The sequence below is a fragment of the Nocardia sp. 149-1B genome (assembly GCF_057747975.1).
In genome coordinates this window covers 814,910-836,452 of the sequence record NZ_CM173233.1, presented here as the reverse complement: position 1 = coordinate 836,452, position 21,543 = coordinate 814,910, and the positions used below count along the sequence as shown (strand labels likewise).

General features: G+C 70.3%; 19 protein-coding genes. 3 read left to right on the top strand and 16 right to left on the bottom strand.

Translation table 11 applies throughout. The features are described 5' to 3' along the window. Positions 1 to 261: 261 nt before the first annotated feature. Entirely contained in the window at positions 262 to 1,248 is a 987-nt protein-coding gene (locus tag AC3ANS_RS04035) for a chymotrypsin family serine protease (RefSeq protein ID WP_488294879.1), read from the top strand. Positions 1,249 to 1,362: 114 nt separating this feature from the next. Further along, on the top strand, positions 1,363 to 2,028 hold the full coding sequence (locus AC3ANS_RS04030; RefSeq protein ID WP_488294878.1) for a hypothetical protein: 666 nt from the start codon (positions 1,363 to 1,365) through the stop codon (positions 2,026 to 2,028). Between the two features lie 50 nt (positions 2,029 to 2,078). Here AC3ANS_RS04030 and AC3ANS_RS04025 read toward each other — a convergent pair whose 3' ends face one another. The 9 genes from AC3ANS_RS04025 to AC3ANS_RS03985 form a co-directional block, all read right to left on the bottom strand. Continuing rightward, positions 2,079 to 3,041, bottom strand: a complete 963-nt coding sequence (locus AC3ANS_RS04025) for an N-acetylglucosamine kinase (RefSeq protein WP_488294877.1) — start codon at positions 3,039 to 3,041, stop codon at positions 2,079 to 2,081. Beyond that, positions 3,038 to 4,297, bottom strand: coding sequence for a 6-phospho-beta-glucosidase (locus AC3ANS_RS04020; RefSeq protein ID WP_488294876.1), 1,260 nt, complete (start codon positions 4,295 to 4,297; stop codon positions 3,038 to 3,040). Before AC3ANS_RS04020 ends, AC3ANS_RS04025 begins: the two co-directional genes overlap by 4 nt. Continuing rightward, entirely contained in the window at positions 4,294 to 5,175 is an 882-nt protein-coding gene (locus AC3ANS_RS04015; RefSeq protein ID WP_488294875.1) for a carbohydrate ABC transporter permease, read from the bottom strand. Before AC3ANS_RS04015 ends, AC3ANS_RS04020 begins: the two co-directional genes overlap by 4 nt. A 1-nt stretch (position 5,176) precedes the next feature. Beyond that, positions 5,177 to 6,130, bottom strand: a complete 954-nt coding sequence (locus tag AC3ANS_RS04010; protein WP_488294874.1) for a carbohydrate ABC transporter permease — start codon at positions 6,128 to 6,130, stop codon at positions 5,177 to 5,179. 56 nt (positions 6,131 to 6,186) lie between these two features. Then, entirely contained in the window at positions 6,187 to 7,521 is a 1,335-nt protein-coding gene (locus AC3ANS_RS04005) for an ABC transporter substrate-binding protein (protein WP_488294873.1), read from the bottom strand. A gap of 39 nt (positions 7,522 to 7,560) precedes the next feature. After that, complete coding sequence (locus tag AC3ANS_RS04000) at positions 7,561 to 8,760, bottom strand: ROK family transcriptional regulator (protein WP_488294872.1); 1,200 nt, start codon at positions 8,758 to 8,760, stop codon at positions 7,561 to 7,563. Between the two features lie 194 nt (positions 8,761 to 8,954). Further along, the gene (locus AC3ANS_RS03995; RefSeq protein WP_488294871.1) at positions 8,955 to 10,784 is read right to left on the bottom strand and encodes a hypothetical protein; all 1,830 of its coding nucleotides are present in this window, start codon (positions 10,782 to 10,784) and stop codon (positions 8,955 to 8,957) included. 79 nt (positions 10,785 to 10,863) lie between these two features. Next, positions 10,864 to 12,390: a M1 family metallopeptidase gene (locus AC3ANS_RS03990; RefSeq protein ID WP_488294870.1), complete on the bottom strand. Its 1,527-nt coding sequence runs from the start codon at positions 12,388 to 12,390 to the stop codon at positions 10,864 to 10,866. A 52-nt stretch (positions 12,391 to 12,442) separates the two neighbouring features. Further along, the gene (locus tag AC3ANS_RS03985; RefSeq protein WP_488294869.1) at positions 12,443 to 13,807 is read right to left on the bottom strand and encodes an MFS transporter; all 1,365 of its coding nucleotides are present in this window, start codon (positions 13,805 to 13,807) and stop codon (positions 12,443 to 12,445) included. Between the two features lie 222 nt (positions 13,808 to 14,029). Here AC3ANS_RS03985 and AC3ANS_RS03980 point away from each other — a divergent pair, with 222 nt between their 5' ends. Next, positions 14,030 to 14,761 (top strand): GntR family transcriptional regulator, encoded by a 732-nt coding sequence (locus tag AC3ANS_RS03980; protein WP_488294868.1) that lies wholly within the window; start codon positions 14,030 to 14,032, stop codon positions 14,759 to 14,761. 34 nt (positions 14,762 to 14,795) lie between these two features. Here AC3ANS_RS03980 and AC3ANS_RS03975 read toward each other — a convergent pair whose 3' ends face one another. The 7 genes from AC3ANS_RS03975 to AC3ANS_RS03945 form a co-directional block, all read right to left on the bottom strand. After that, the gene (locus AC3ANS_RS03975) at positions 14,796 to 15,791 is read right to left on the bottom strand and encodes a zinc-dependent alcohol dehydrogenase family protein (protein WP_488294867.1); all 996 of its coding nucleotides are present in this window, start codon (positions 15,789 to 15,791) and stop codon (positions 14,796 to 14,798) included. A gap of 97 nt (positions 15,792 to 15,888) precedes the next feature. Further along, a complete protein-coding gene (locus AC3ANS_RS03970; protein ID WP_488294866.1) occupies positions 15,889 to 16,710 on the bottom strand; it encodes a carbohydrate ABC transporter permease in 822 nt (273 codons plus the stop codon). Further along, entirely contained in the window at positions 16,703 to 17,659 is a 957-nt protein-coding gene (locus AC3ANS_RS03965; protein WP_488294865.1) for a carbohydrate ABC transporter permease, read from the bottom strand. The genes AC3ANS_RS03970 and AC3ANS_RS03965 overlap by 8 nt, the downstream gene beginning before the upstream one ends. Positions 17,660 to 17,676: 17 nt before the next feature. Then, entirely contained in the window at positions 17,677 to 18,942 is a 1,266-nt protein-coding gene (locus AC3ANS_RS03960; RefSeq protein ID WP_488294864.1) for an extracellular solute-binding protein, read from the bottom strand. A 13-nt stretch (positions 18,943 to 18,955) separates the two neighbouring features. Continuing rightward, complete coding sequence (locus AC3ANS_RS03955) at positions 18,956 to 19,672, bottom strand: SDR family NAD(P)-dependent oxidoreductase (RefSeq protein WP_488294863.1); 717 nt, start codon at positions 19,670 to 19,672, stop codon at positions 18,956 to 18,958. Beyond that, complete coding sequence (locus AC3ANS_RS03950; RefSeq protein WP_488294862.1) at positions 19,669 to 20,457, bottom strand: PfkB family carbohydrate kinase; 789 nt, start codon at positions 20,455 to 20,457, stop codon at positions 19,669 to 19,671. Before AC3ANS_RS03950 ends, AC3ANS_RS03955 begins: the two co-directional genes overlap by 4 nt. Positions 20,458 to 20,460: 3 nt before the next feature. Further along, complete coding sequence (locus AC3ANS_RS03945; RefSeq protein ID WP_488294861.1) at positions 20,461 to 21,513, bottom strand: SIS domain-containing protein; 1,053 nt, start codon at positions 21,511 to 21,513, stop codon at positions 20,461 to 20,463. Between the last annotated feature and the right edge of the window lie 30 nt (positions 21,514 to 21,543).

Below are 21,543 nucleotides of genomic sequence, written 5' to 3'. Positions count from 1 at the left end.
CCAGTCGACGGCCCGGTCGATGGCCCAGACGATCCCTCGAAACGCTGAGCGTCCGGCCCGGTCTCACGAGCCAGGGGTCGGGCGCCCCATGCACTCCCTCGCCGGGCCCCGCCGCGTGGGCGCTACTGAGCGCGCCCCACCGACGTCATCGGGCCGACGGCCGATCGAGATGCCCTTTTCGAGTTCCTCGTCCTCTCGGACAGACGAAGGGTGCGCGACATCATGGCGCTATCGGCAGAACAACTCAGATTGCATGACCAGATGGTCCTGGCCAAAGAACGTGTCGAGGGCGACCTCCTCGCCCGCGAGGAGGTGCGTGGCGTCGGCGTGGGACTGCGTGACGAAGGCGGGGCCCTGACCGACGAGCTGGTGATCCTCGTCTACGTGCGCGGCGGTGCGGATGCCGTGACGGATCCGCTGCCCACCACGATCGAGGGGTTCCCCGTCGTCGTTCGAGACGGGGACTTCCTCAAGCAGTCCTCCGCGACCACGGCGGCCACCGTGGCAGAGGCCGACACCAAGCGCTACAACCCCCTGCTGGGCGGAATCAGCATCGCTCCCCGCCGCGTCGACGACGTCGCGGGCACCCTCGGCCTGATGGTGCGAGGTGACAACGACGGCGAGGACGCCATGATGCTGAGCAACTACCACGTCATGTGCCTCGAGGACGGCAAGGCCAAGATCGATGACGAGATGTGCCAGGAGGCGCGCGCCGACAACAGCATCGGGTGGTGCGGCAACTGCGCGGAGCTGACCCGGTGGTACGCAGGCAACGTCACGATCTCGGGCAAGGACTACGGCGTGGACGGTGCCGTGGCGCTGAAGACGGCGCGCTCGGCAAAGCTCAGCGAAGTGGTCGCGATCGGCAAGCTGATGGGTGTCGAGGAACCCGCGGTGTCGATGGCGGTGCAGAAGCGTGGCCGCACGACGGAGCTGACCAGCGGCACGATCCAGTCGATCACCCTGTCGGCCAAGGAAAGCTTCGGGCCACCGGTGGGCGACGTCATCATGGCCAACCAGATCCAGGTCATCGGTGACGCCGGCCCGTTCACGGCCGGCGGGGACAGCGGCTCGGTCTACGTCAGCACCGTGAGCAAGAAGGTCGTGGGCCTGCACTGGGGCGGGTCGACCACGTACTCGGTCGGCAATCCCATCCAAGCCGTCATGAACGCGTTGGCGATCACGATCCCCAGCGCTCCCACCGAGGTCGTCCCGGGCGAGGAGGAACCCGGCCAGGGCTGCTGCTGAGCCCGCTGCTCCCGCACGTCCACCTCGTTCGTCCAGCGCCAGCGCCTGTCCCGAGGCACACCGGCGCCGATCCCAGCCACCCCACATCCCTGCTCGCAGCTAAGGAACTCAGACATGGAACTCGACATCCAGACCCTCGACACGAACACCGAGGTCGTCTTCACCGACCTCGTGGAGCCCGTGATCGCACCCATCGTGGCAGGAGGAGCCAGCGAGTCGTTCTCGATCGAGATCTCCGGCCTCGGCCAGCTCACCGGCCTGAGCTACACCGTGCCGGCGCACACGACCGGCAGGATCAAGGCAGACCTGCAGATCGCGGCGCTCACCAGCGATGACGTCAAGAACCTCAACGCCATGGCCATGTCGATGCTCGATGCGTCCTACCAGGAGGAGGTCAAGGACACCACCAAGACCTCAGCCAGCGCATCGTTGTCGCTGTGGTCGGCGTTCTTCGGCGGCAACTCGGCCTCGGCGTCGTACGAGTCGACGCACGAGAAGATGACGAAGATGGGGCTGAGCCCCGAGCAGATCTCGATGCTGATGGACGCCATGCTCGAGCGCGCCAAGAGCATGTCCAAGGTCAGGATCAACTTCTTCGTCGACAACGCCAACTACGACTACGCCGTCTCCGGCGATCTGTACCTCTACACGGTCTCCGGGACGGTGAAGACCTCCAAGGAGACCTCTCAGTACCGGATGCTCGCCGACCAGGCCGCGGCCGGCGGCCCCCCGCCCTCCGGAGGCGGCGCTCCGTCGACGGGCAACATCATCAAGCTCTGAGCAGAGCTCACCGCGGCCGGTGCCCCGATGCGGGCGCCGGTCGCGGCGGGTCAGACGAAGGTCTCCCGCAGCCGGGCGTGCGCGGTCGGGGCCGCGCCGATCCGGTCCAGGCCGAGCAGCGCCGCTCCCACCACGGGGGGCGCGGACACCACCACGGGTACGGCGAGGGGTGCGGCCTCGGCCAGGCCGGACCCGATGGCGTCGAGCAGCTGCGCGTGACCCCCGGTCAGGACACCCCCGCCGAGGACCACGTCGGTGCGCTCGCCGAGCAGGTCGAGGCGGCGCAGCACCGAGACCGCGAGCGCGACGATCTCCTCGGCCTGCCGCAGCACCACCGAGACCGCCACCTCGTCCCCCGCGCCGGCGGCCGCGAACAGCACCGGGGTGGCGTCGTACAGGTGCCGCTCGGGGATCTCACCGAGGTGCACGCCCTCGACGAGGTCGGCCATGTCGCGGCGGCCGAAGTGCTCGGGCAGCAGCCGCGCCAGCATCGTCTGCGGACCGCGCCCGTCGACGGCCCGTGACGCCCACCACATCGCCTCCTCGACCAGGTACGCACCGCCGCCCCAGTCACCGGAGATGCGGCCGACGGCGGCGAAGCCCGCGGTCCGCCCGTCGTGGCCGACGCCGGAGCAGTTGATCCCCGCCCCGCACACCACCGCCACCCCAGGCGGTTGCTCGACGCCGGCGCGCAACAGCGCGAACGTGTCGTTGCCGACGTACGTCGTGCGCCCCCAGCCGTGCCGCTCGATCTCGACCCGGAGCCGGTCGTGCTCGGTCGCGAGGTCGGCGTTGGCGAGGCACGCGGAGACGTGGGCGACCTGGACGCCGCCGGTGGCCTCGGCGACCAGCGGACGCAGACCGTCGACCGCGGCCCGGGCACCGATCAGGTGCGGCCGGAACCCGCCGCCGCGTGCGCTGCCGACCACGGAGCCGTCCGGGGCGACCACCACGACGTCGGTCTTGGAGTTGCCGGCGTCGATCGCGAGGACCCCGTCGATCGCGCTGTTCACCGTGCCCACGCGAGGAACTCCCGGTTGTGGGCGAGCAGCAGGTCGGTCAGCCGCTCGGCGCGGTCCACCTGACCGACGAGCGGGTGGGCCAGCAGCGCGGTGAAGACCCGGTCGCGGCCACCCTCAAGGGCGGCTTCCAGCGCGAGGCGCTCGTACGCCGCGACGTGCGCGATCAGTCCGGCGTACAACGGCTCGACCTCGCGCACCGGGAGCGGATCGGCCCCCTCAGGGCTGACCCGGGCGCGGACCTCGATCACGTGGTCGTCGGGCAGGAACGGCAGCGTCCCGTTGTTCGCGACGTTCACCACGCGGGTCGCCGCGTCGTCGGTGCCGAGGATCGAGCCGAGCAGCTCGACGGCCGCCTCGGAGTAGTACGCGCCGCCCCGCTGCTCCAGCTCGACGGGCTTCGTGACGACCGCCGGGTCGGCGTACAGGTCGAGCAGGCGCTTCTCGATCGCGGCGACCGCCTTGGCGCGGGACGGCTCGGTGCGCAGCTCGCGGACCACCTCGTCGTGGGCGTAGAAGTAACGCAGGTAGTACGACGGCACGCACCGCAGCCGGTCGAGGACCTCGGCCGGCAGCTCGATCTCGTCCGCGATCTCGGCGAGGTGGTCGGTGAGCAGGCCCGGCAGCACGTCGGTCCCGTCGAGCAGGACCTCGCGCTCCCAGGTGAGGTGGTTGAGCCCGACGTGGTCGAGCTCGATCCGGTCCGGCTCCACCCCCAACGTGGCGGCAAACCGCCGCTGGAACCCGATCGCGACGTTGCACAGCCCGACCGCACGGTGCCCGGCCTGCAGCAGCGCTCGGGTCACGATGCCGACGGGGTTGGTGAAGTCGACGATCCAGGCGTCCGGGTTGGAGCGGCGCACCTGCTCGGCGATGTCGAGGACGACCGGCACCGTGCGCAGCGCCTTGGCCAGGCCGCCCGCACCAGTGGTCTCCTGGCCGACGCACCCGCACTCGAGCGGCCAGGTCTCGTCCGCGTCGCGGGTCCCCTGGCCCCCGACGCGCAGCTGCAGCAGCACCGCGTCGGCGTCGGCGACGGCCGCGGCCACGTCGCTCGTCGTGGTCACCCGGGCCGGGTGGCCGAGGTTCTCGAGGATCCGGCGGGAGACCCCGCCGACCAGCTCGAGCCGCTCGGCGGAGGGGTCCATCAAGACCAGCTCCCCCACGTCGAGACGGTCGGCCATCCGGCCGATGCCGTCGACCAGCTCGGGGGTGTAGGTCGACCCCCCGCCGATCACTGCCAGCTTCATCCCTTCACTCCTGTCAGGGTCACGCCTTCGACGAAGGCCTTCTGTGCGAAGAAGAACACGATGATCACCGGCGCCATCACCATCAGGGTCGCCGCCATCGTGAGGTTCCAGTCGGTGTGGTGCGCGGACTTGAACGTCTCGAGCCCGTAGCTCAGCGTCCACGCGGCCGGGTTCTCGCTGGCGTAGATCTGCGGCCCGAAGTAGTCGTTCCAGCAGTAGAAGAACTGGAACAGGCCGACCGCGGCGATCGCCGGGCGCGCCATCGGCAGCACGACGTGGATCATCGCGCGGAAGTCCCCGCAACCGTCGACCTTCGCGGCGTCGACGTACTCCGCGGGGATCGTCAGCAGGAACTGCCGCAGCAGGAAGATCGAGAACGCATCGCCGAACGCCATCGGGATGATCAGCGGCCACAGCGTCCCGGTGAGGTGGAACTGCTGGGCCCACACGAGGTACATCGGCACGACCACGACCTGTGGCGGCAGCATCATGGTCGCGATCACGACGCTCATGGCCAGCGTCCGCCCCCGGAACTCGAACCGGGCCAGCGCGTAGGCGACCGGGAAGCTGGACACCACGGTCAGCACGGTTCCGACCGTCGCGTAGACGATGGTGTTGCGCCACCAGGTCAGGAAGCCCGGGGTCTTCCACACGTCCACGAGGTTGTGCCACTGGACGGGGTTCGGCCACAGGTTGCGGGTCAGGGTCTGGTCGCTGCCCATCAGGGCGGTCAGCGTCACGAACACGAACGGCAGCAGGAACAGCAGACCGACCGCGATCGCGACGGAGTGCAGCGCGATCCACTGCAACCGTGGGTGGTGCTCGCGGACGGTCGCCTCGGGCCCGAGCGCGGTGAGCGGGGTCGTCGTCGGGCTCATCTCAGGCCTCCCCGAGCAGGCCGGAGCCGCGCCGCATCAGCACCGCGGTGAACGCCATCGACAGGCCGAAGAGCACCAGAGCCACCACGCAGGCCGAGCCGGTGTCGAACCGCTGGAAGCCCAGGTTGTAGACCAGCTGGGGCAGCGTGAGCGTGGACTTCTCCGGGTAGCCGGGCTCGAACTGCTGCCCCGACCCGCCGATGACACCGCTGGCGACCTTCCCGGCCACGAGTGGCTGGGTGTAGTACTGCATCGTCTGGATGATCCCGGTGATCACCGCGAACATCACGATCGGCCGGATGTTCGGCAGCGTGATGAACCGGAACCGCGACCACGCCCCGGCCCCGTCGATCGAGGCGGCCTCGTACTGCGAGACCGGCACGTCGATCAGCGCCGCCATGAAGATCACCATCAGGTCGCCGATCCCCCACAACGCGAGGATCGTGAGCGCAGGCTTGGACCATGCCGGGTCGTTGAACCACCCGGGCTCGGGCAGGCCGAGCTTGCCGAGCACGGCATTGACCGGGCCGGTGCCCGGGTTGAGCAGGAACGCGAACGCCATCGTCGCCGCCACCGGGGGCGCCAGGTAGGGCAGGTAGAGCACGGTGCGGAGCACGCTCGCCCCGCGCTTGATCCGGGTGACCAGCAGGCCCAGGCACAGCCCGAAGATCACCCGGAGCGTGACCATGACCAGCACCAGCCACAACGTGTTGCGCATCGCCGGCCAGAACATCGGGTAGTCGGTGAGCACGTAGCGCCAGTTGTCCAGCCCGTTGGCGACCGGCGGGCTGAACCCGTCGTACTTGGTGAAGGAGAAGTAGACGGTCGAGACCAGCGGGTAGAGGAAGAACAGCCCGGTCCCGAGCAGCCAGGGCGAGAGGAAGGCCGCGTTGCGTGCGGCCTCCCTCCAGCGCCGCTTCCTGATCGGGGCCGTGGCCACCGGAGACGTGCTCATCGGACCTGAACCCATCGGACCTGAACCCATCGGACCTGAACTCATCGAGCCTGAGCTCATTGGGCCTGGGCGATGTCGGTGTCGATCTGCTGGGCCGCCTTCTCCAGGCCGGCCTGCAGGTCCGACACCTTCCCGGCCTCGTAGGCGTAGCCGAGGTCCTGCAGCGTGAGCTGGTAGGCGCCGCCGTTCACGCTCGCCGGGGTCGTGGTGCTGTGGGGGTTCTGGGCGATCGAGATGAAGGCGGCGACGGCGTCGTTGGTCGTCAGGTCGGGCGACGCGAGCGCCTCCTTGGTGGAGGGCACGTTGTGGATCGCGTTGGCGAAGCTGACCACGGCCTGGGTGTCGGTCGTCAGGTACTTGACGAGCTCCCACGCGGCGTTCTGCTTGTCGCTGGTGCTCGCGATCCCGATGACCGTGCCGGAGAGGTAGCCCCGGCCGTAGGTGTCGGCCTGGTCGTCGGGCACCGGGAACGGCGCGACGCCGTACTCGAAGTCGACGCCGGCGTCGTCGATCATCCCGGCCCGCCACTCACCGTCGATCGCCATCGCGACCTGGCCGGTCATGAACGGGTTCTTCGGCCCGAACTCGTCGCCGAAGGTGTTGCGGTACTTCTCGAGCTTGGCGAACCCGCCCAGCGCCTCCACCATCTGCTTCTGCCAGGTGAACATGGCGGAGAACGCCGGGTCGGTGGCCACCGCGGAGGTGCCGTCGTCGTTGAAGTACGTCGCGCCCCACTGCGCCGCGAAGTGGCTGACGGTCGACTCGTAGCCGTGGAAGTTCGGCATGAACCCGAGCTGGGAGAACGTGTCGCCGTCCGCCTTGGTCAGCTTCAGCGCATCGTCCTGGAACTCCGAGAGCGTCTTCGGCGGGGCCGTGATGCCGGCGGCCGCGAACGCGTCCTTGTTGTAGTACAGGCCATACGCGTCGCTGAGCAGTGGCAGCGTGCAGCGGTCGCCGTTGAACTGCGTGTAGTCCAGGAGCGCCTCGGGGAAGGTCGCCTCGGGGTCGATCCCGGACTTCTCGAGGAACGGGGCCAGGTCGACGAAGACGTTCGAGTCACAGAACGCGCCGACGTTGTCCGTGGTGAACGAGGACACGACGTCGGGGGCGTTGTCGCCGCCGGCGCGCAGCGCCTGGTTGATCTTGTCGTCGGTGATGTTGCCGACGACCTTCACGTGGATGTTGGGGTGGTCCTTCTCGAACCGGTCGACGTTGTCCTGGATCGCCTTGACCTCGCTGGGTGCGCTCCAGCCGTGCCAGAACGTGATCGAGACGTCCTTGGTGGGGTCATCGTTCGAGCCGCCCTTCGCGGTGCCCGTGCAGGCGCCGCCCATCAGGGCCACGGTCGCGACCACCGCGGTCGCCGCGAACAACTTGTGGGGGTGCGCCATGGTGAACATCTCCGTTCGATCGGTTGGTGGTGCCGACCCTCAGTCCGCGGTGCTGCTGCGGCGGGTGGCCGGCACGAGGGTGTCGAAGACGAGGTCGCGGGTGGTGCGGAGCGCGGCGTGCAGCGCGCCGGTCAGGACCGGGTCGCTGGCCACCTCGGCCAGCGCGATCCGGGGTCGCGTCACCGCCAGGTCGTTCAGCTCGCGCTGGACGGCACGCCGCAACCGCTCCCCGCCCGCGCTGCTGACGCCGCCGGAGAGCACGAGCAGCTCGGGGTCGAGCAGCGCGACGATCGCGGCGAAGCCGACGGCGAGCCGCTGGCCGAGCTCGGCGAGGAACGCCTCGCCGTCGGGGCTCGCGGCTGCCGCCGCGACCGCGGACTGCGCGTCAGGGGCCTTGAATCCGTGCTGGCGGGCCAGGGCCTGCACGGCCTTGCCGCCGACCAGCTCCTGGTAGCCACCGGCGTTGTTGACGCCGACGTTGCGGACCAGCGGCGTCCCCGGCACGGGCAGGAACCCGACCTCGCCGGCGCCTCCGGTGAAGCCACGGTGCAACCGGCCGTCGAGCACGATCGCCGCACCGACGCCCTCCTCGGCCCACAGCAGCACGAAGTCCTCGCCACCACAGGCGACGCCGACGCTGAGCTCGGCGACGGCCGCCAGGTTGACGTCGTTCTCGACGACCACGGTGGTGCCGAGGGTCTCGGCGAGCTCGCTCAGCAGCTCCGGGCTGTGCCAGCCGGGCAGGTGTCGGGCGTAGCGGAGCCGCTGGGTCCGGGGGTCGAACGCTCCCGGGGTGCCGACGACGAGCGTGTCGAGGCCGGACCGGGAGATGCCGGCGGCGGCGCAGGCCGCGTCCACCGCAGTCCGCACCCGGCCGACGGTGTCGTCGGCCGCCCGGCCCGGCGTGGGCAGCTCGTGGGTGCCGATCACCCGCCCGGTGATGTCCGCGACCGCGGCCCGGATCCGGCGCGGGGTGACGTCGAGCCCACCGACGTACGCCGCCGTCGGGTCGACCTCGTAGAGCAACGCGTTGGGGCCCGGCCGGCCGGTGGTGCTGCCGCTCGGCCGCACCAGGCGGGCCTCCTCCAGGCGGGTCAGGATCTGCGACATCGTGGGCTTCGAGAGCCCGGTCAGCTCCCCCAGCGCGGGCCGCGACAACGGCCCGCGCGCGAGCAGCAGGTCCAGGACGCTGCGGTCGTTGATCGCCCGCATCAGTCGAGGGGTGCCTGGCTCGCGCATGTTGGATCCGAACTGTTAGGTAACCTTCCTAATGATTCGGAGCGTAGAACCGCTCGCGTCGAACTGTCAACGGTTCCGGGGGTCGTCCGACGGTGTGGTTGCGATAGGCGCGTCGGCTACGGGGATCTCGACGGGCGCTCAGGCCCGGGGGCCTTCGCTGCTCGATCAACGGTGACCACCCCGAGCCGATGTAATCAGTCGGGCAGGTGCCACCGGGTGGCGCTCGTGGCGCCGGTGCGCACCAGCTCGCCCGCGGCCACCAGCTGCTGGAGAACGGTCCGTGCGTGCGCCGGGGTCAGGCCGGTCGCCGCGCGTACGTCGGCGCCGCTGACCGGCCCGCGAACGGCCAGCTCCAGGATCACCTCACGCGGGTCGGGAGCACCGCCGAGCGCGATGGTCCGCGCGGCGAGGCCCAGGGCCTCGGGGTCGTCGGCGTACTCCCCGCTCGGGTCGTGCAGCACCACGACATCGGCCTGCCCGGCGGCTGCAGGGTCGGCGAGCAGCTCGGACCACGCGACGACCCGCGGCGCCGCGGTGGCCCCGGCCTCCGAGGCGTCCCGGGCGGCCTCCCACGCCTCGGCCCACCGGGCGATCCGCGGCGCCCACCTCGTCTCGGTGCTGTCGGCCTCGAAGAGCGCCGGCATCCTGGGAGCCCGCTCCGCCACGCGAGCGAGCAGCTCCTCGCGCAGCACCGCCAGCCGGCGGGCGCGGCGCCCCGCACGCATCTTCGCCAACCACTCGGCGTACGCCGTGTCCGCGGCCGCGCGCAGGCACAGGACGAGCTCGGCCACCTCGGGCGCCGGTTGCTCGAGACCCTCGGCGGCGGCGATCCGGGTGGTGGTGAGCTCGAGCTCGACGGCGGCGACCTCGAGGTCGTGGCGGGCCTGCGCCCCTTCGCGTACGGCGACGAGCGCGTCGCCCACCCAGCCGACCTGCTCGACGCCTTCGAGCGTGCCGACCGGCATCAGGCTCAGTGGCCCGGGGCCCAGCATCTTGGCCAGGCGCCGGGAGACCTCGGCCAGCCGCGAGATCGCGCGCAACGCCTCGCCCGCGCTCGCCCACCCCTCGACGAGCTCGGCCCGGGACGCATCGGAGGACACCGGGACGCCCACCGCGTCGAACGCCTCCTCCAGCGCCGCGGCGTAGGCCGCCACCTCGAGATGACGGCGTACGGCGGTGGCACCGGCGACGTCGGCGACCGGGTCGCCGTCGACGCGGGCGCCCTCGAGCAGGCGGGCGGCCGTCCGCTGGGACTTGCCGCGGAACCAGCGCCGGGTCGGCTGTTCGGCAGCGAGCTCGGTCTGCAGGCCGGTGAACACCTGCAGCGACTCCTCGGACTCCTCGACCCCCTCGACCACCGTGTCGCCGAGCTCGGCAGCGGCGGCGAGCAGGCGCTGGATGTCGTCAGTCCGAGCTTCGAGCTGCCGCCAGGCATCCCCGCGCGGGTCACCGAGCGCGAGGTCGGCCGCCCTGACCACCCACGTCCGCCGGTGTCTCAGCACCTCCTCGAGCCGGGCCTTGATCTCCCGGATCACCGCCATCACCTCGGCGGCGTCGGGCCGGTCGAGCACGTCTCGCAGACCCGGGTCGAGCTGGCGGGCCGCCAGGTCCGACCGGGTCACCCGGTCGGCCAGCGTCCGGACGTGCTCCTCGGTCGGCACGGCGTCCTCCGGGGGGAACGCCTGGCGCCGCCGGCGCTGGTTCTCCGCGGTCTCCCGGGCGTGCAGCCGGACCAGCCGGAGCAGCTCGTCGTCATTCAGCGGCAGGTCGCCGCGCACCGGCAGCGGCAACCAGCGCAGGGCCGGATCGGCGACCTGGGCTTGATCGGGCACCGGCGCGGTGTCGGCGAGCCGCTCGCGGACCTCGGCGAGCACGGTCGCGTCGGCGCCCGTGACCAGGACTCGCAGGCCCTCCGTGACCAGCTCGGCGGCAATCGTGGCGAGCCGGTCCGCGGGCGCCTCGCCGGGGCCGAGCACCAGTCGCTCCTGGCGTCGCTGCGGCTCCGGACCGCTTCCAGCTCCCACGTCACTCCTCAGTCGCCGAGATCTTGCGGGCTCCGACGTCGGGCCCGAATGCCAGGAGCCTAGGAGAGCCGCGGCCTCATCATCTCTCGTGCCGCGCGAGCAGCGCGTCGGTGTGACTAATCTGCTCCCACGATGCCGGTACGCCGGCCCGGGCGGCCGCGACCCGGAACCCGGCGGGGAACCCGTTCGCCGCGGTCGGCGCCGGCCGGCGCTTGGCGTAGAGCCACACCTGGAAGAACGACCCGAGGTCCTGTCCCGACACCTTCTCCGCCAGGGCGATGAACTGCGGGATCGAGCCGTTGCCGTAGCGCCGGTCGGCGGCCCAGTCCTGCAGGACCGTCCAGAACGCGCGGTTGCCGATCCGGGTGCGCAGCGCCTGCAGCGTCATCGCTCCGCGGCCGTAGACGGCGCCGTCGAACTCGTGGTGCGCGCCGGGATCACCGATGGCCAGCTTCCAGAACGTGTCCCCTCGGGAGTACTGGCGCCAGTTCTGCCGGAAGAGCTCGGCCGCGCTGCCGTCGCCGTGCTTCTCCGACCACAGCCACGACGCGAACGAGGCGAACCCCTCGTTGAGCCAGATGTCGCGCCAGTTCTCCACCGACACCGAGTCGCCGTACCACTGGTGGGCGAGCTCGTGGACGATCACGTAGATGTTCGAGCCCTGGCGCCAGAACCCGCGCGTGTAGACCGGGCGGGTCTGGTTCTCGAGGGCGAACCCGAAGTCGGCGGCCGGTGCGACACCGCCCATCGCGTCGAACGGGTACTTGCCGAAGTGGCGCGCCTCGAACCGGAGCACCCTCGGGGTCTGGCGCAGGTCGGCCGCGGCGTACCGGCCCTCCTTGCCACCGTCGGACGCGACCGCGGTGACCACGGGCAGCCCATCGGCCCACGACCGGGTGATGTCGAACTGGCCGACGACGAAGAACGCGAGATAGGGCGCCATCGGCTCGGCCTCGCGCCAGTGCCAGGTGCGCTGGGCGTCGCGGGCGTCCTTGGAGACGAGGACCCCGTTGCCGAGCACCTCGAGGTCTTTCGCGACCGTGACGCGGACGTCGTAGGTCGCCTTGTCGCGCGGGTGGTCGTTGGCGGGGTACCACCACGCCGCGATCTCGGGCTCGCCGACGGCCGCCACCCCGTCGTCGGTGCGGATCCACGGCTTGATGCCGTCGGACTTGATCGTGGACGGGACGCCGCTGTAGGTGACCTCGACCGTCATCGCCTGACCGTCACGCAGCACCCGTGCCGGCGTGACGACCAGCTCGTGGCGTCCCTGGGTGTAGGTCGCGGGCCGGCCGTTGACTCGCACCCGGGAGACCGGGAGCACGAAGTCGAGGTCGAAGCGGGACAGCGGCTGGGTCGCGTGCGCGCGGATGCGGGTGGTCCCGCTCAGGTGATCGGTCTGCGGCACGTAGGACACGTGGATGCCGTAGTGGCCGACGTCGTAGCCACCGTTGCCGTAGTCGGCGTAGTAGGGATCACCGATCCCTCGCGCCCCCGGCGTGCCGCCCGTGCCCGACTGCGGTGCGGCGTGCGCGGCGCCGAGCGGCAGCAGCAGCGCCATCCCCACGACCAGTGCGGTACGGCGTACGCGTGCTCGTGATGCCATCGGCTGCTCCTCCCGAGAGACGGCCACCTCCGGCGACCGTGCGATCACACAATCACGAGGGACCGACACGGTCCAGGGGGCCGGGCGCCGGGTCGTCGGCGTCGATGAGCGACGGCGGACCGGTCACGAGCCCGACCTCGGGTTCGGGGCTGCCGGCTCGCGCCTCGGCCAGGACGTCGGCCGGCACGTGCTGCTCGAGGAAGCGCCGGGCCAGCCGGGTCGAGGGATGGATGCCGACGGTGGCCAGCACCACGATGCCGGCGATCACCATCCACCCCGCGGCCCCCCAGTTCATCGCGAGGAACGTGTAGACGGCCGGTGCCCAGACCCGCCCGAGGGTGCTGCTCAGCTCGGCGGCACCCTGGTAGGAGCCGCGCTGTCGCGGATCCATCAGCTCGGCCTCGAACGACCAGCTGGCCGCGGACAGGTAGAGCTCGGCGCCGGTGACCGTCACGTGGCCGAGCCAGACCAGCGCGATCGTCGTCCACCCGACCGTGTCGTGGGTCGCGAGCGTGATCGCGCAGGAGATGACGAAGAACGTCGACGACACCCGGACGGCGCGCAACGCGGTCGGTACGTCGTGCACACCGCGCGCGGCGGCCATCGGCAGGAAGATGCACATCACGGTGTTGGTGCCGAACAGGAACGCAAGCAGCACCCGGGGCGCATCGGTCTCCTCGACCAGCCACAGCGGGATCACGATGTTCAGCAGCACCTGGTTGGTCCAGAACACGCCGGAGAAGAACATCGTGAGCAGCCAGCCGAGGTTGCGCATCGGCCCGGGACCGGGCACCTTGACCAGCCGTTCCTCGGCGCTCAGGTCATCATGCGGAGCACGCGGCAGCCGCATGATCGCGACGCCGTTGACCAGGAACACCACAGCGGTGAACCACGGCAGCGCGTGCAGCAGGTCGTTGGAGTGGAAGGCCAGGGCGATGCCGCCGAGCAGCGAGCCGAGCGTGAAGCCGACGTTCAGCGCGGAGTACATGTAGGCGCGTGAGCGCACCCGTTCGGCCGGAGGCAGCACGTCGATCGTGTAGGCCCCGTGGGCGGCGCCACCCAGGGCGCCGATGACCTCCATGCCGATCGCCATCAGCAGGTAGCCGCGGAAGTCGCCGATCAGCGGCCACAGCGAGAACATCGCCGCCTGCCCCGTCGCGCTGAGCGCCCACATCCGCTTCGGGCCGTAGCGGTCCACGAGCTTGCCCATCGGGAGCGCCGCGAGGAACGCGCCGATCCCCGCACAGGTCAGGCCGAGGCCCACCTGGGCCGCGCTCAGCCCGACGATCTGGGTGAAGAACACCGCCGAACCGGTCATGAACGTGCCCTCACCGAGGGCGAACAGCAGCGACTGGACCGAGAGACGGCCGGCCAGCGGGGAGGGTGGGCGCGCGTGGCGCACGATCGCGGCGAACATCACCGCCGATTCTGCGCCGCGCCACCGACGGGCGTCGCCTCGTTTTCGGCCGGGCCGCCGCGAGGGGCGGCCCGGAGGTGACAGCCGACGCCACCGGGCCGAACATCCCAGAATTTGTCTGACGTCTATAGTGTCTGGTGAGGCGAATCGCTCGCCGAGCGCCACGGCGAGGCACGAACCCGGGCTCGCCTCCGACATCGGGCGTCGACGAGGAGACGGCGAATGAGCTCCACCACCAGGGTCAGCCAGGCCACGATCGTGCGCCAGCAGATCCTCGACCTCATCAACGCCGAGGGGCTGCGCCCCGGGGACCAGCTGCCCACCGAGCAGGTGCTCTCGGAGCAGTTCGACGTCGGGCGGTCGACGACACGCGAGGCGCTCAAGCTGCTCGAGCAGGAGGGCCTGGTGTCCGCGGTCCAGGGCAAGGGCCGCTTCCTGTCGTCGACGTCGGCCATCCGCGTCGAGCGTCCGATCACCGCGTACGAGAGCATCACCGAGATGCTGACGGGCCTGAACCGGTCGGTGACAACGATCGTGCTCAAGGTCGCCGACCGGGCGGCCACCGACGAGGAGGCGACCCGGCTCGACGTCGCACCGGGGACGAGCGTCACCTGGCTCCTCCGGCTCCGGTGCGAAGGCACCGAGCCGCTGATCCTGAGCGAGAACGTGATCGTCAAGGAGCTGCTGCCCGGACCGACGGCGCACCGCGACTGGAGCGGGTCCCTGACCGACCTCCTGGCCGGCCACGGCCACCGGATCAACTCCTCGGCGGCCAGCGTGAGCGCCACCGAGATGCCGGAGCAGTTCGCCGCGCCGTTCAACCTCGCCGGCTACGGCTCCTGGCTGCTGATCCGCGAGACCTGCTACACCTTCGACGGCCGCGCCGCCTTCCTCGCCAACGACTACCACCGCGGCACGGAGTTCGCGTTCAACGTGGTGCGTCGCAGGTCCTAGCCCGAACGGCGCCCGGCGGCGCTGCTCGCGACCCCTACTCGGACGGCGTGACCAGCACCTTGCGGGTCCTGCCGCTGGCGAACCTGTCCAGCGCGTCGGCGTAGTCGTCGACGGCGAAGGTGTCGCTGATCAGCGGTACGGCGTCCACGGCGCCTGTCGCCAGCAGGGCGACGGACCGGGCGAAGCTGTTGAGCGGGCACACCGCACCGAGGATCGTGATCTCCCGCTCATAGATGTCGAACGGGTCGATCTCGACCCGCACCTCGGGGGCGGCCACGCCGAACTGGACGAAGGTGCCGCCCTTGGCGATCCTGGTCAGGCCGTCCGCGATAGCGGGTGCCGCGCCGGTGGCGTCGATGACCACGTCCCATCCGCGGTCGGGCATCACCTCCCCCGCGTGCTCGCCGACGGTGGAGGCACCGAGCGTCCTTGCCGCCTCGAGCTTGCGCGGGTTGATGTCGATCACGTCCACCGTCGCTACCCCGAACCGACCGGCGAGCTGAAGCATCATCAGACCCATCGTCCCCGATCCGTAGATCGCCACGCTGCGGCCCAGCTGCTCACCGAGCAGGTCCCAGGCGTGCAGGGCACACGACAACGGCTCGGCCAGGGCGGCGTGGGCGAGGTCGAGCGCGTCCGGCACCGCGACGCAGACGTGCTCGGGCACGGCCACGTAGCCGGCCGACGCGCCGTTGAGGGTGACGCCGAGCGCCGAGTAGTTGTCGCAGAGGTTGACCCGGCCCTCCTGGCAGTAGCGGCAGCGCCAACAGGGCAGGTTCGGGTCGGCGGCCACCCGGTCACCGATCCGCAGGTCGTGGACGTCGGACCCGAGGGCGACCACGGTGCCGGCGAACTCGTGACCGGGGATGACCGGGAGGCCGGCCGGGTAGTCGCCCTCGAAGATCTGCAGGTCGGTGCCGCAGATGCCGGCAGCAGCCACCGCCAGGACGACCTCCCCTGGAGCGGGGGTCGGATCGGGGACCTCGGCGATCTCGAGCATCCTCGGTCCGGCGATGACTGCTGCACGCATGGTGTGTTCCTCACGAACTGGGGGACGGGTTGGCTGGCGGGACCGAGCGGTCCCGATGGTTGTCTGATGAATGCGCTGACGGGCGAGGCGCCGGCGGTTACTCGCGAACCGCGCCCATGCCCAGGCCCGAGAGGAGGTGGCGCTGGGCGAAGGCGATGAGCAGGAGGATGGGCACGAGCGAGATGACGCTGGTCGCCGCGATCGAGCTCCACAGGATCTGCTTGTCGGTCTGGAAGCCGGCGATGGTGACCGGGATCGTCACCACCCGGTTGCCCGCGAGGACGAGCACGAACAGGAACTCGTTCCAGATCAGCACGAACGTGACCACCGCGCTCGCACTGAGCCCGGGTCGCGCGATCGGGAGGATGACCTGCCACAGGATCCGCAGGTTCCCCGCCCCGTCGACGCGGGCGGCCTCGTCGAGCGACTCCGGGATGCCGCCGAAGATGCGGTACATGATCAGCGTCGACAGCGGCACCTGGAAGGCCACGAGCGCGAGCACCAGGCCGAGCATCGTGTCGAGCAGGTTGAGCTGTCGGTAGATGTAGAACGTGGGCACGACGATCGCGAACGTCGGCACGAGGCGGCTCAGCGCGAACATGAACGTCAGGCTCGCCGCCCCCGGGATGCGGAACCGCGACAGGGCATAGCCCGCCATGGCGCCGAACAGCACGCACAGTGCGGTCGCGACTACCGTGAGCTCGACGCTGTTCGCGAGGGACGCGAGGAACGTCGAGTCCGTCAGCAGCTTGGCGTAGGTGTCGAACTGCGGGACGAACAGCCAGTCCGTGGGCGACTGGTAGGCGCTGCTGTCGCTCTGGAGAGCCACTACCAGCAGCCAGGCGACCGGGTAGAGGCTGACCACGACGAGCACCAGCCCGATGACGAAGTTGGCGACGTGGGCGAGTGCTTTACGCATGCGTGAGACTCCGCTCGTGTGCGCGGCGGCGGATCCGGAGGATCGACAGCCCGAGGAACGTCACGACGGCGAGGAAGGCGACGACGACGGTGACGGCGGCGGAGGTCTGCCCGATCTGGAACTGCCGGAACCCGTACTGGTAAAGGTAGAGGTTGATCACCGAGGTCAGGCGTCCCGGACCGCCACCGGTGAGGACGTAGACCTCGTCGAACAGCTGCAGGGCATCCATCGCCCGGAGCACGAGGACGGCGCCGAGGATCGGCATCAGGTCGGGCAGGATGATGTGGACGAAGCGCTGCCACGCATTCGCGCCGTCCATCATGGCCGACTCCAACGGGTCGGGCGACATGCCGGCGAGACCGGCGAGGCACAGCAGCGCGACGAAGGGCGTGGTGTGCCAGACCTCGACCGCGACGACCGCCCAGCGCACGGTCGAGGGGTCGGTGAGCCAGGCGTGCGGCGAGAGACCGAAGATGTGGAAGTAGTAGTTCAGCTGCCCGAACTGGGCGCTGTAGAACATGCGGAAGAAGTTCCCGATGACGACCGGGACGAGCAGGTACGGCAACAGCGTGACGGCGCGCATCGGCCGCGAGTAGCGCCGCGGCCGGTTGAGCCACAGCGCGATCGCGAGGCCGAGGACCATCTCGAGGACGAGCGCCGGGATGATGATCCAACAGGTGGTGGACAGCGCGGCGTGGAAGTCGGTCGACGTCAGCACCGTCTCGTAGTTGTCGAGCCCGACGTTGTGCACCGGCGCCCCCTCCGCCTTGGAGAGGTCGGTGTCGGTGAAGCTGAGGAAGACGGCGACGATCATCGGCACGACGCGGAGCCCGACGACGAGCAGAGCTGCGGGAAGCAGCAACCCCAGGGGCGCCAGGAGCCCTCCAGCGGGGCCGCGCCGCGTACGACGCGGCCCCGTGGTGCTGGTGACGAGAGGTGAGTCCGTCATGAGCTGGGTGCCAGCTCTCATCGGGCCATCTCGGCGGCGAGGCGCCGGGACGACTCAGTGATGGCCTCGTCGGTCGACAGCTGTCCGTTGAGAGCGGAGGACAGCGGCGGTGACATGGCGGCCTCCCAGTCGACCCAGTGCGAGGTGACCGGGAAGTACACGGCGTTCTGGTAGTTCGTCAGCGCCGCCGAGTAGTACGGGTACTTCGCCTGGTTCGCCGGGTCCGACAGGACGGAGATCCGGCTCGCCGAGCCACCGTTGGCGAGACCCGCCTGCTGCTGCTCGGCCGCGGTCGCCCACGCGATGAAGTCGAAGGCCTCCTGCTGGTGGCTCGACTTGGCCGAGACGGCGAGGCCCCATCCCCCGAGGTTCGGGGTGCTCTTGCCGGTCGGTCCGGACGGCAGCGGCGCGAAGCCCACGTCGTCCTTGACCTTGGACGTGTCGGCGAGGAGCGCGTCCGAGGTGTCGGAGAAGTTGATCATCATCGCGGTCTTGCCCTCGGAGAACGCCGCCGCCGCGGCCGGCCAGTCGGCCGACAAGGCGTCGGCCGGTGCGTACGGCACGACCTTCTTCCAGACGTCGAATGCCTGGCGCGCCTCCGGCGAGTCCATGGCGCTGGACGTGCCGTCGGTGGTGATGGCGGCGCCGTAGGACCACGCGATGCTCCAGTACTCGTCGAGCAGCGGGTCGTCACGCTTGCCGATCAGGGTCGTGCCCGTGACGCCGGTCTTCTCCTGCACGGTCTTCGCGGCCTGCACGTACTCGTCCCAGGTCTTCGGGACCTCGACGCCGGCCTGCTTCAACAGATCGGTGCGGTAGTACAGCATGTACACCGCGCCGAACCAGGGCAGCGCGTACTGCTCGCTGTCGATGGTCCCCCAGTCGACGTAGCCCTGGATGTAGTCGGACATGTCGATCGTCTTGGCGTCCGCCTTGACCATGTCGTTCAGCGACTCGAGGTAGCCGCTCTCGACGTACTGCTTCTCCCACGCGTAGTCCAGGCCGATGACGTCGTAGCTGTCCTTGCCCGAGCTGAAGCCGAGGACCGTGCGCTCCCGGGTGGCGTCGTAGTCGAAGAGGTCGACGTCGACCTTGGTCGAGTGGTCCTTGTTCCAGGTCTTGGCGGCTTCGGCGAGCGCGTTCCCGGGCCCGCCCGCCTGGGCGATGACACGGATCGTGTCGCTTCCGCCTCCGTTGTTGGAGACCGCGCAGCTGGGGAGCATCGCGCCAGCTACGACGATGGTCCCGGCTGCGATCAGCCGGTTGATGGTGCGTTGATGCATGGACCCCTGCTTTCTACGGTCGATCGACGGTGAACCCCAGGTGGGCTCCACCACTGACGGTGAGGAACGAGCCGGTCATGTACCGGCTCGGGTCGGTGACCAGGAAGAGCGCCGTGCTCGCGATCTCCTCGGGCTCGGCGACGCGGGCGAGCGGGGTGGTGCGTTCGTAGTCGGCGAAGACCTGCTCGGGCGTCAGGCCCCGCAGCTGTGCCTCCCAGGCGAGCTCGCGGGTCTCCATCGGGGTGCGGACGTACATCGGGCAGATGCCGTTGATGCGGATGTCGCGGACCGCCAGCTCCGGCGTCACGGCTTCGACGAGGCCCGTGACCGCGAACTTCGAGGCGCAGTACGCGCTCAGGTACGGCGCGCCGCGCAGACCGCCGACGGAGTCGACGACCGCGATGGCACCGCCGTCGCGCATCCCCGGGACGATCGCGCGCAGGCAGTTGAAGACGCCGTACGCGTTGACGTTCATCTGGAAGTGCCAGTCGTCGTCGGTCGTCTCCACCAACGGAGCCATCCGCGAGACGCCCGCCGCGAGAACGGCTGCGTCCAACGGCCCGTCGAGGCGCGCGACGGCGGCCCGGACCGACGCGGGGTCGGTGACGTCGACGGGCGTCGGCGCCGCGAGGTCCCACTCGAGCACGGTGAAGCCGTCGTCGCTGAGCGCCTGCGCGCAGGCACGCCCGATCCCGCTCGCCGCCCCGGTCACTACCGCCGTTCGGGTCATGCTCTCCTCCTGTTCTGCGGGAATCCCCCGCTGTGTCCGCAGGTGACGGCCGCCCATTGCGTGCCGGCAGCGAGTGCCTCCTCGATGGACGCACCCCTGGCGGTGGCGGCGATGAAGCCGGCGATGAAGCTGTCACCGGCGCCGGTGGTGTCGACGACCGCTGCCCGCAGCGCCGGGGCGGCGATCGGGTCGCCCACGGCGGGGTAGGCGATCGCGCCCAAGGCACCTCGGGTCACCACTGCAAGCTCGGCCCCACCACCGACGGCGTCGCGCGCGAAGGCCGTCGGATCGTCCGCGCCGACCGATCCGAACGCGACCGCGAGTCCGTCGTACCCGGCCGAGACCGCGCAGTCCTGGCCGATCCGCGCACCCGGCAGCTGAGCGCGGAGCTCGCCGGCGCGCGGCAGCATCCCGATCTGCACCCAGTCGGCGTCGGCGATCTCCCTGACGTGCTCGGGCGGCGGCGTGTAGTCGGCGGTGACGCCGAAGTCCTCGCGCTCGAACACCCGGTCGCCGTCGACCTCGATGCGGATAAGCGTGACGGCGCTGGCGCCCGGGAGCACGACCAGACCGCCGACGTCGACCCCGGCGTCCGCGAGGACCGAGCGGATGAACGCGCCGTCCCCGTCGTCGGCGACCGCACCGTAGTACCGCACGCTCTCCCCCACGAGCGCCAGCTGCACGGCGACGTTGACGGCGTTGCCGCCGACGAGGTCGTACGACTCGGCGCCGAGATAGCGGTCGATGGTGTTGTCGCCGACGACGGCGAATCGGAGCCGTGTCATCGCTCAGTACACGGTCTGCCGGTAGTAGCGGCGCGTGGTCAGCGGATGCTGCGTGAGCTCCTCGAGGTGGGCGCTGACCCGCTCGAGGAGCGTGGAGATCACGACCGGGGAGAGGAGCGCGCGGACGTCGGGGCTGATCCCGGGCAGGTCGACCTCGGCGGCATCGATGGTGCGGACCTCGTGTGACACGGTCGGGGCCCAGGCCTCGACGCGCTCGACCAGCGAGCGCGCGGCGTCCTCGCCCTTGAACAGCAGCACGCTGGTGTTCTCCTCGAGCAGCTCGAGGGTGCCGTGGAAGAAGTCGGCCGCATGGATCGGGCGGGTCTTGATCCACTGCATCTCCTCGAGGATGCAGGTGCCGTAGTACCAGGCCTCGGCCCAGGTCGACCCGGCTCCGCTGATGATGTGGAAGTCGTGCGCCTGGATCGCGGCCGCGATCTCCGCGGCACGTGGCTCGTAGGCGCGCTTCGCCTCGAGGAGCAGCGGCGGGAGCGTACGAAGCTCCGCGGCCACCCGGTCGTAGTCCTCGTAGTCTCCGGTCGCCTCGAGCAGGGCCAGGACCAACAGGAGCGACTGGAGGTAGAACGACTCCGACGACGTGTCGTCCTCGGCGAAGACGGTGACGTTGTGGTCGGCCTCGCGCGCGACAGGCGTGTCCGCATGGCCGGTGAGGCTGATCACGGTCGCGCCCTTGCTCTTGGCGAAGAGCAGTACATCGGTTGCCTCGGGGGTGGTGCCCGAGAGCGACGGAATGACGACGATCGAGTGCGGGCCGAGTGCCACCGCATCCATCACCATGATCTCAGCCGCGTGCACCACCTGGGCGGGGAACACACTGTGACGTTGCACGATCTGCGCCGCTGGGTGCATGAGCACGCCGGCACCGCCGGCGCCCAGGAAGTAGAGGTTGCGTGCGCCGTTGCGCACCAGTCCGGTCACGAGCTCGCGCAGGGCCATCCCCGCCTCGACGGCGTTGTTCTGGATGGTGACGAATCGCGTCTCGTCGAAGTTGAACATGAAGCCTCGCTGATGGTTGAGGAGGTAGTTGTCTGACATCAGGTCCTGATATCAGCCAACGGTAGACCT

What these genes read in the sequence shown, in the direction of transcription:
- AC3ANS_RS04010 (WP_488294874.1), bottom strand. Translation starts at nt 6,130, where the DNA reads ATGAGCACGTCTCCGGTGGCCACGGCCCCGATCAGGAAGCGGCGCTGG.
- AC3ANS_RS04000 (WP_488294872.1), bottom strand. Translation starts at nt 8,760, where the DNA reads ATGCGCGAGCCAGGCACCCCTCGACTGATGCGGGCGATCAACGACCGC.
- AC3ANS_RS04035 (WP_488294879.1), top strand. Translation starts at nt 262, where the DNA reads ATGGTCCTGGCCAAAGAACGTGTCGAGGGCGACCTCCTCGCCCGCGAG.
- AC3ANS_RS03980 (WP_488294868.1), top strand. Translation starts at nt 14,030, where the DNA reads ATGAGCTCCACCACCAGGGTCAGCCAGGCCACGATCGTGCGCCAGCAG.
- AC3ANS_RS03970 (WP_488294866.1), bottom strand. Translation starts at nt 16,710, where the DNA reads ATGCGTAAAGCACTCGCCCACGTCGCCAACTTCGTCATCGGGCTGGTG.
- AC3ANS_RS04020 (WP_488294876.1), bottom strand. Translation starts at nt 4,297, where the DNA reads ATGAAGCTGGCAGTGATCGGCGGGGGGTCGACCTACACCCCCGAGCTG.
- AC3ANS_RS03965 (WP_488294865.1), bottom strand. Translation starts at nt 17,659, where the DNA reads ATGACGGACTCACCTCTCGTCACCAGCACCACGGGGCCGCGTCGTACG.
- AC3ANS_RS03985 (WP_488294869.1), bottom strand. Translation starts at nt 13,807, where the DNA reads ATGTTCGCCGCGATCGTGCGCCACGCGCGCCCACCCTCCCCGCTGGCC.
- AC3ANS_RS04005 (WP_488294873.1), bottom strand. Translation starts at nt 7,521, where the DNA reads ATGGCGCACCCCCACAAGTTGTTCGCGGCGACCGCGGTGGTCGCGACC.
- AC3ANS_RS03955 (WP_488294863.1), bottom strand. Translation starts at nt 19,672, where the DNA reads ATGACCCGAACGGCGGTAGTGACCGGGGCGGCGAGCGGGATCGGGCGT.
- AC3ANS_RS04030 (WP_488294878.1), top strand. Translation starts at nt 1,363, where the DNA reads ATGGAACTCGACATCCAGACCCTCGACACGAACACCGAGGTCGTCTTC.
- AC3ANS_RS03950 (WP_488294862.1), bottom strand. Translation starts at nt 20,457, where the DNA reads ATGACACGGCTCCGATTCGCCGTCGTCGGCGACAACACCATCGACCGC.
- AC3ANS_RS04015 (WP_488294875.1), bottom strand. Translation starts at nt 5,175, where the DNA reads ATGAGCCCGACGACGACCCCGCTCACCGCGCTCGGGCCCGAGGCGACC.
- AC3ANS_RS03960 (WP_488294864.1), bottom strand. Translation starts at nt 18,942, where the DNA reads ATGCATCAACGCACCATCAACCGGCTGATCGCAGCCGGGACCATCGTC.
- AC3ANS_RS03990 (WP_488294870.1), bottom strand. Translation starts at nt 12,390, where the DNA reads ATGGCATCACGAGCACGCGTACGCCGTACCGCACTGGTCGTGGGGATG.
- AC3ANS_RS03945 (WP_488294861.1), bottom strand. Translation starts at nt 21,513, where the DNA reads ATGTCAGACAACTACCTCCTCAACCATCAGCGAGGCTTCATGTTCAAC.
- AC3ANS_RS03975 (WP_488294867.1), bottom strand. Translation starts at nt 15,791, where the DNA reads ATGCGTGCAGCAGTCATCGCCGGACCGAGGATGCTCGAGATCGCCGAG.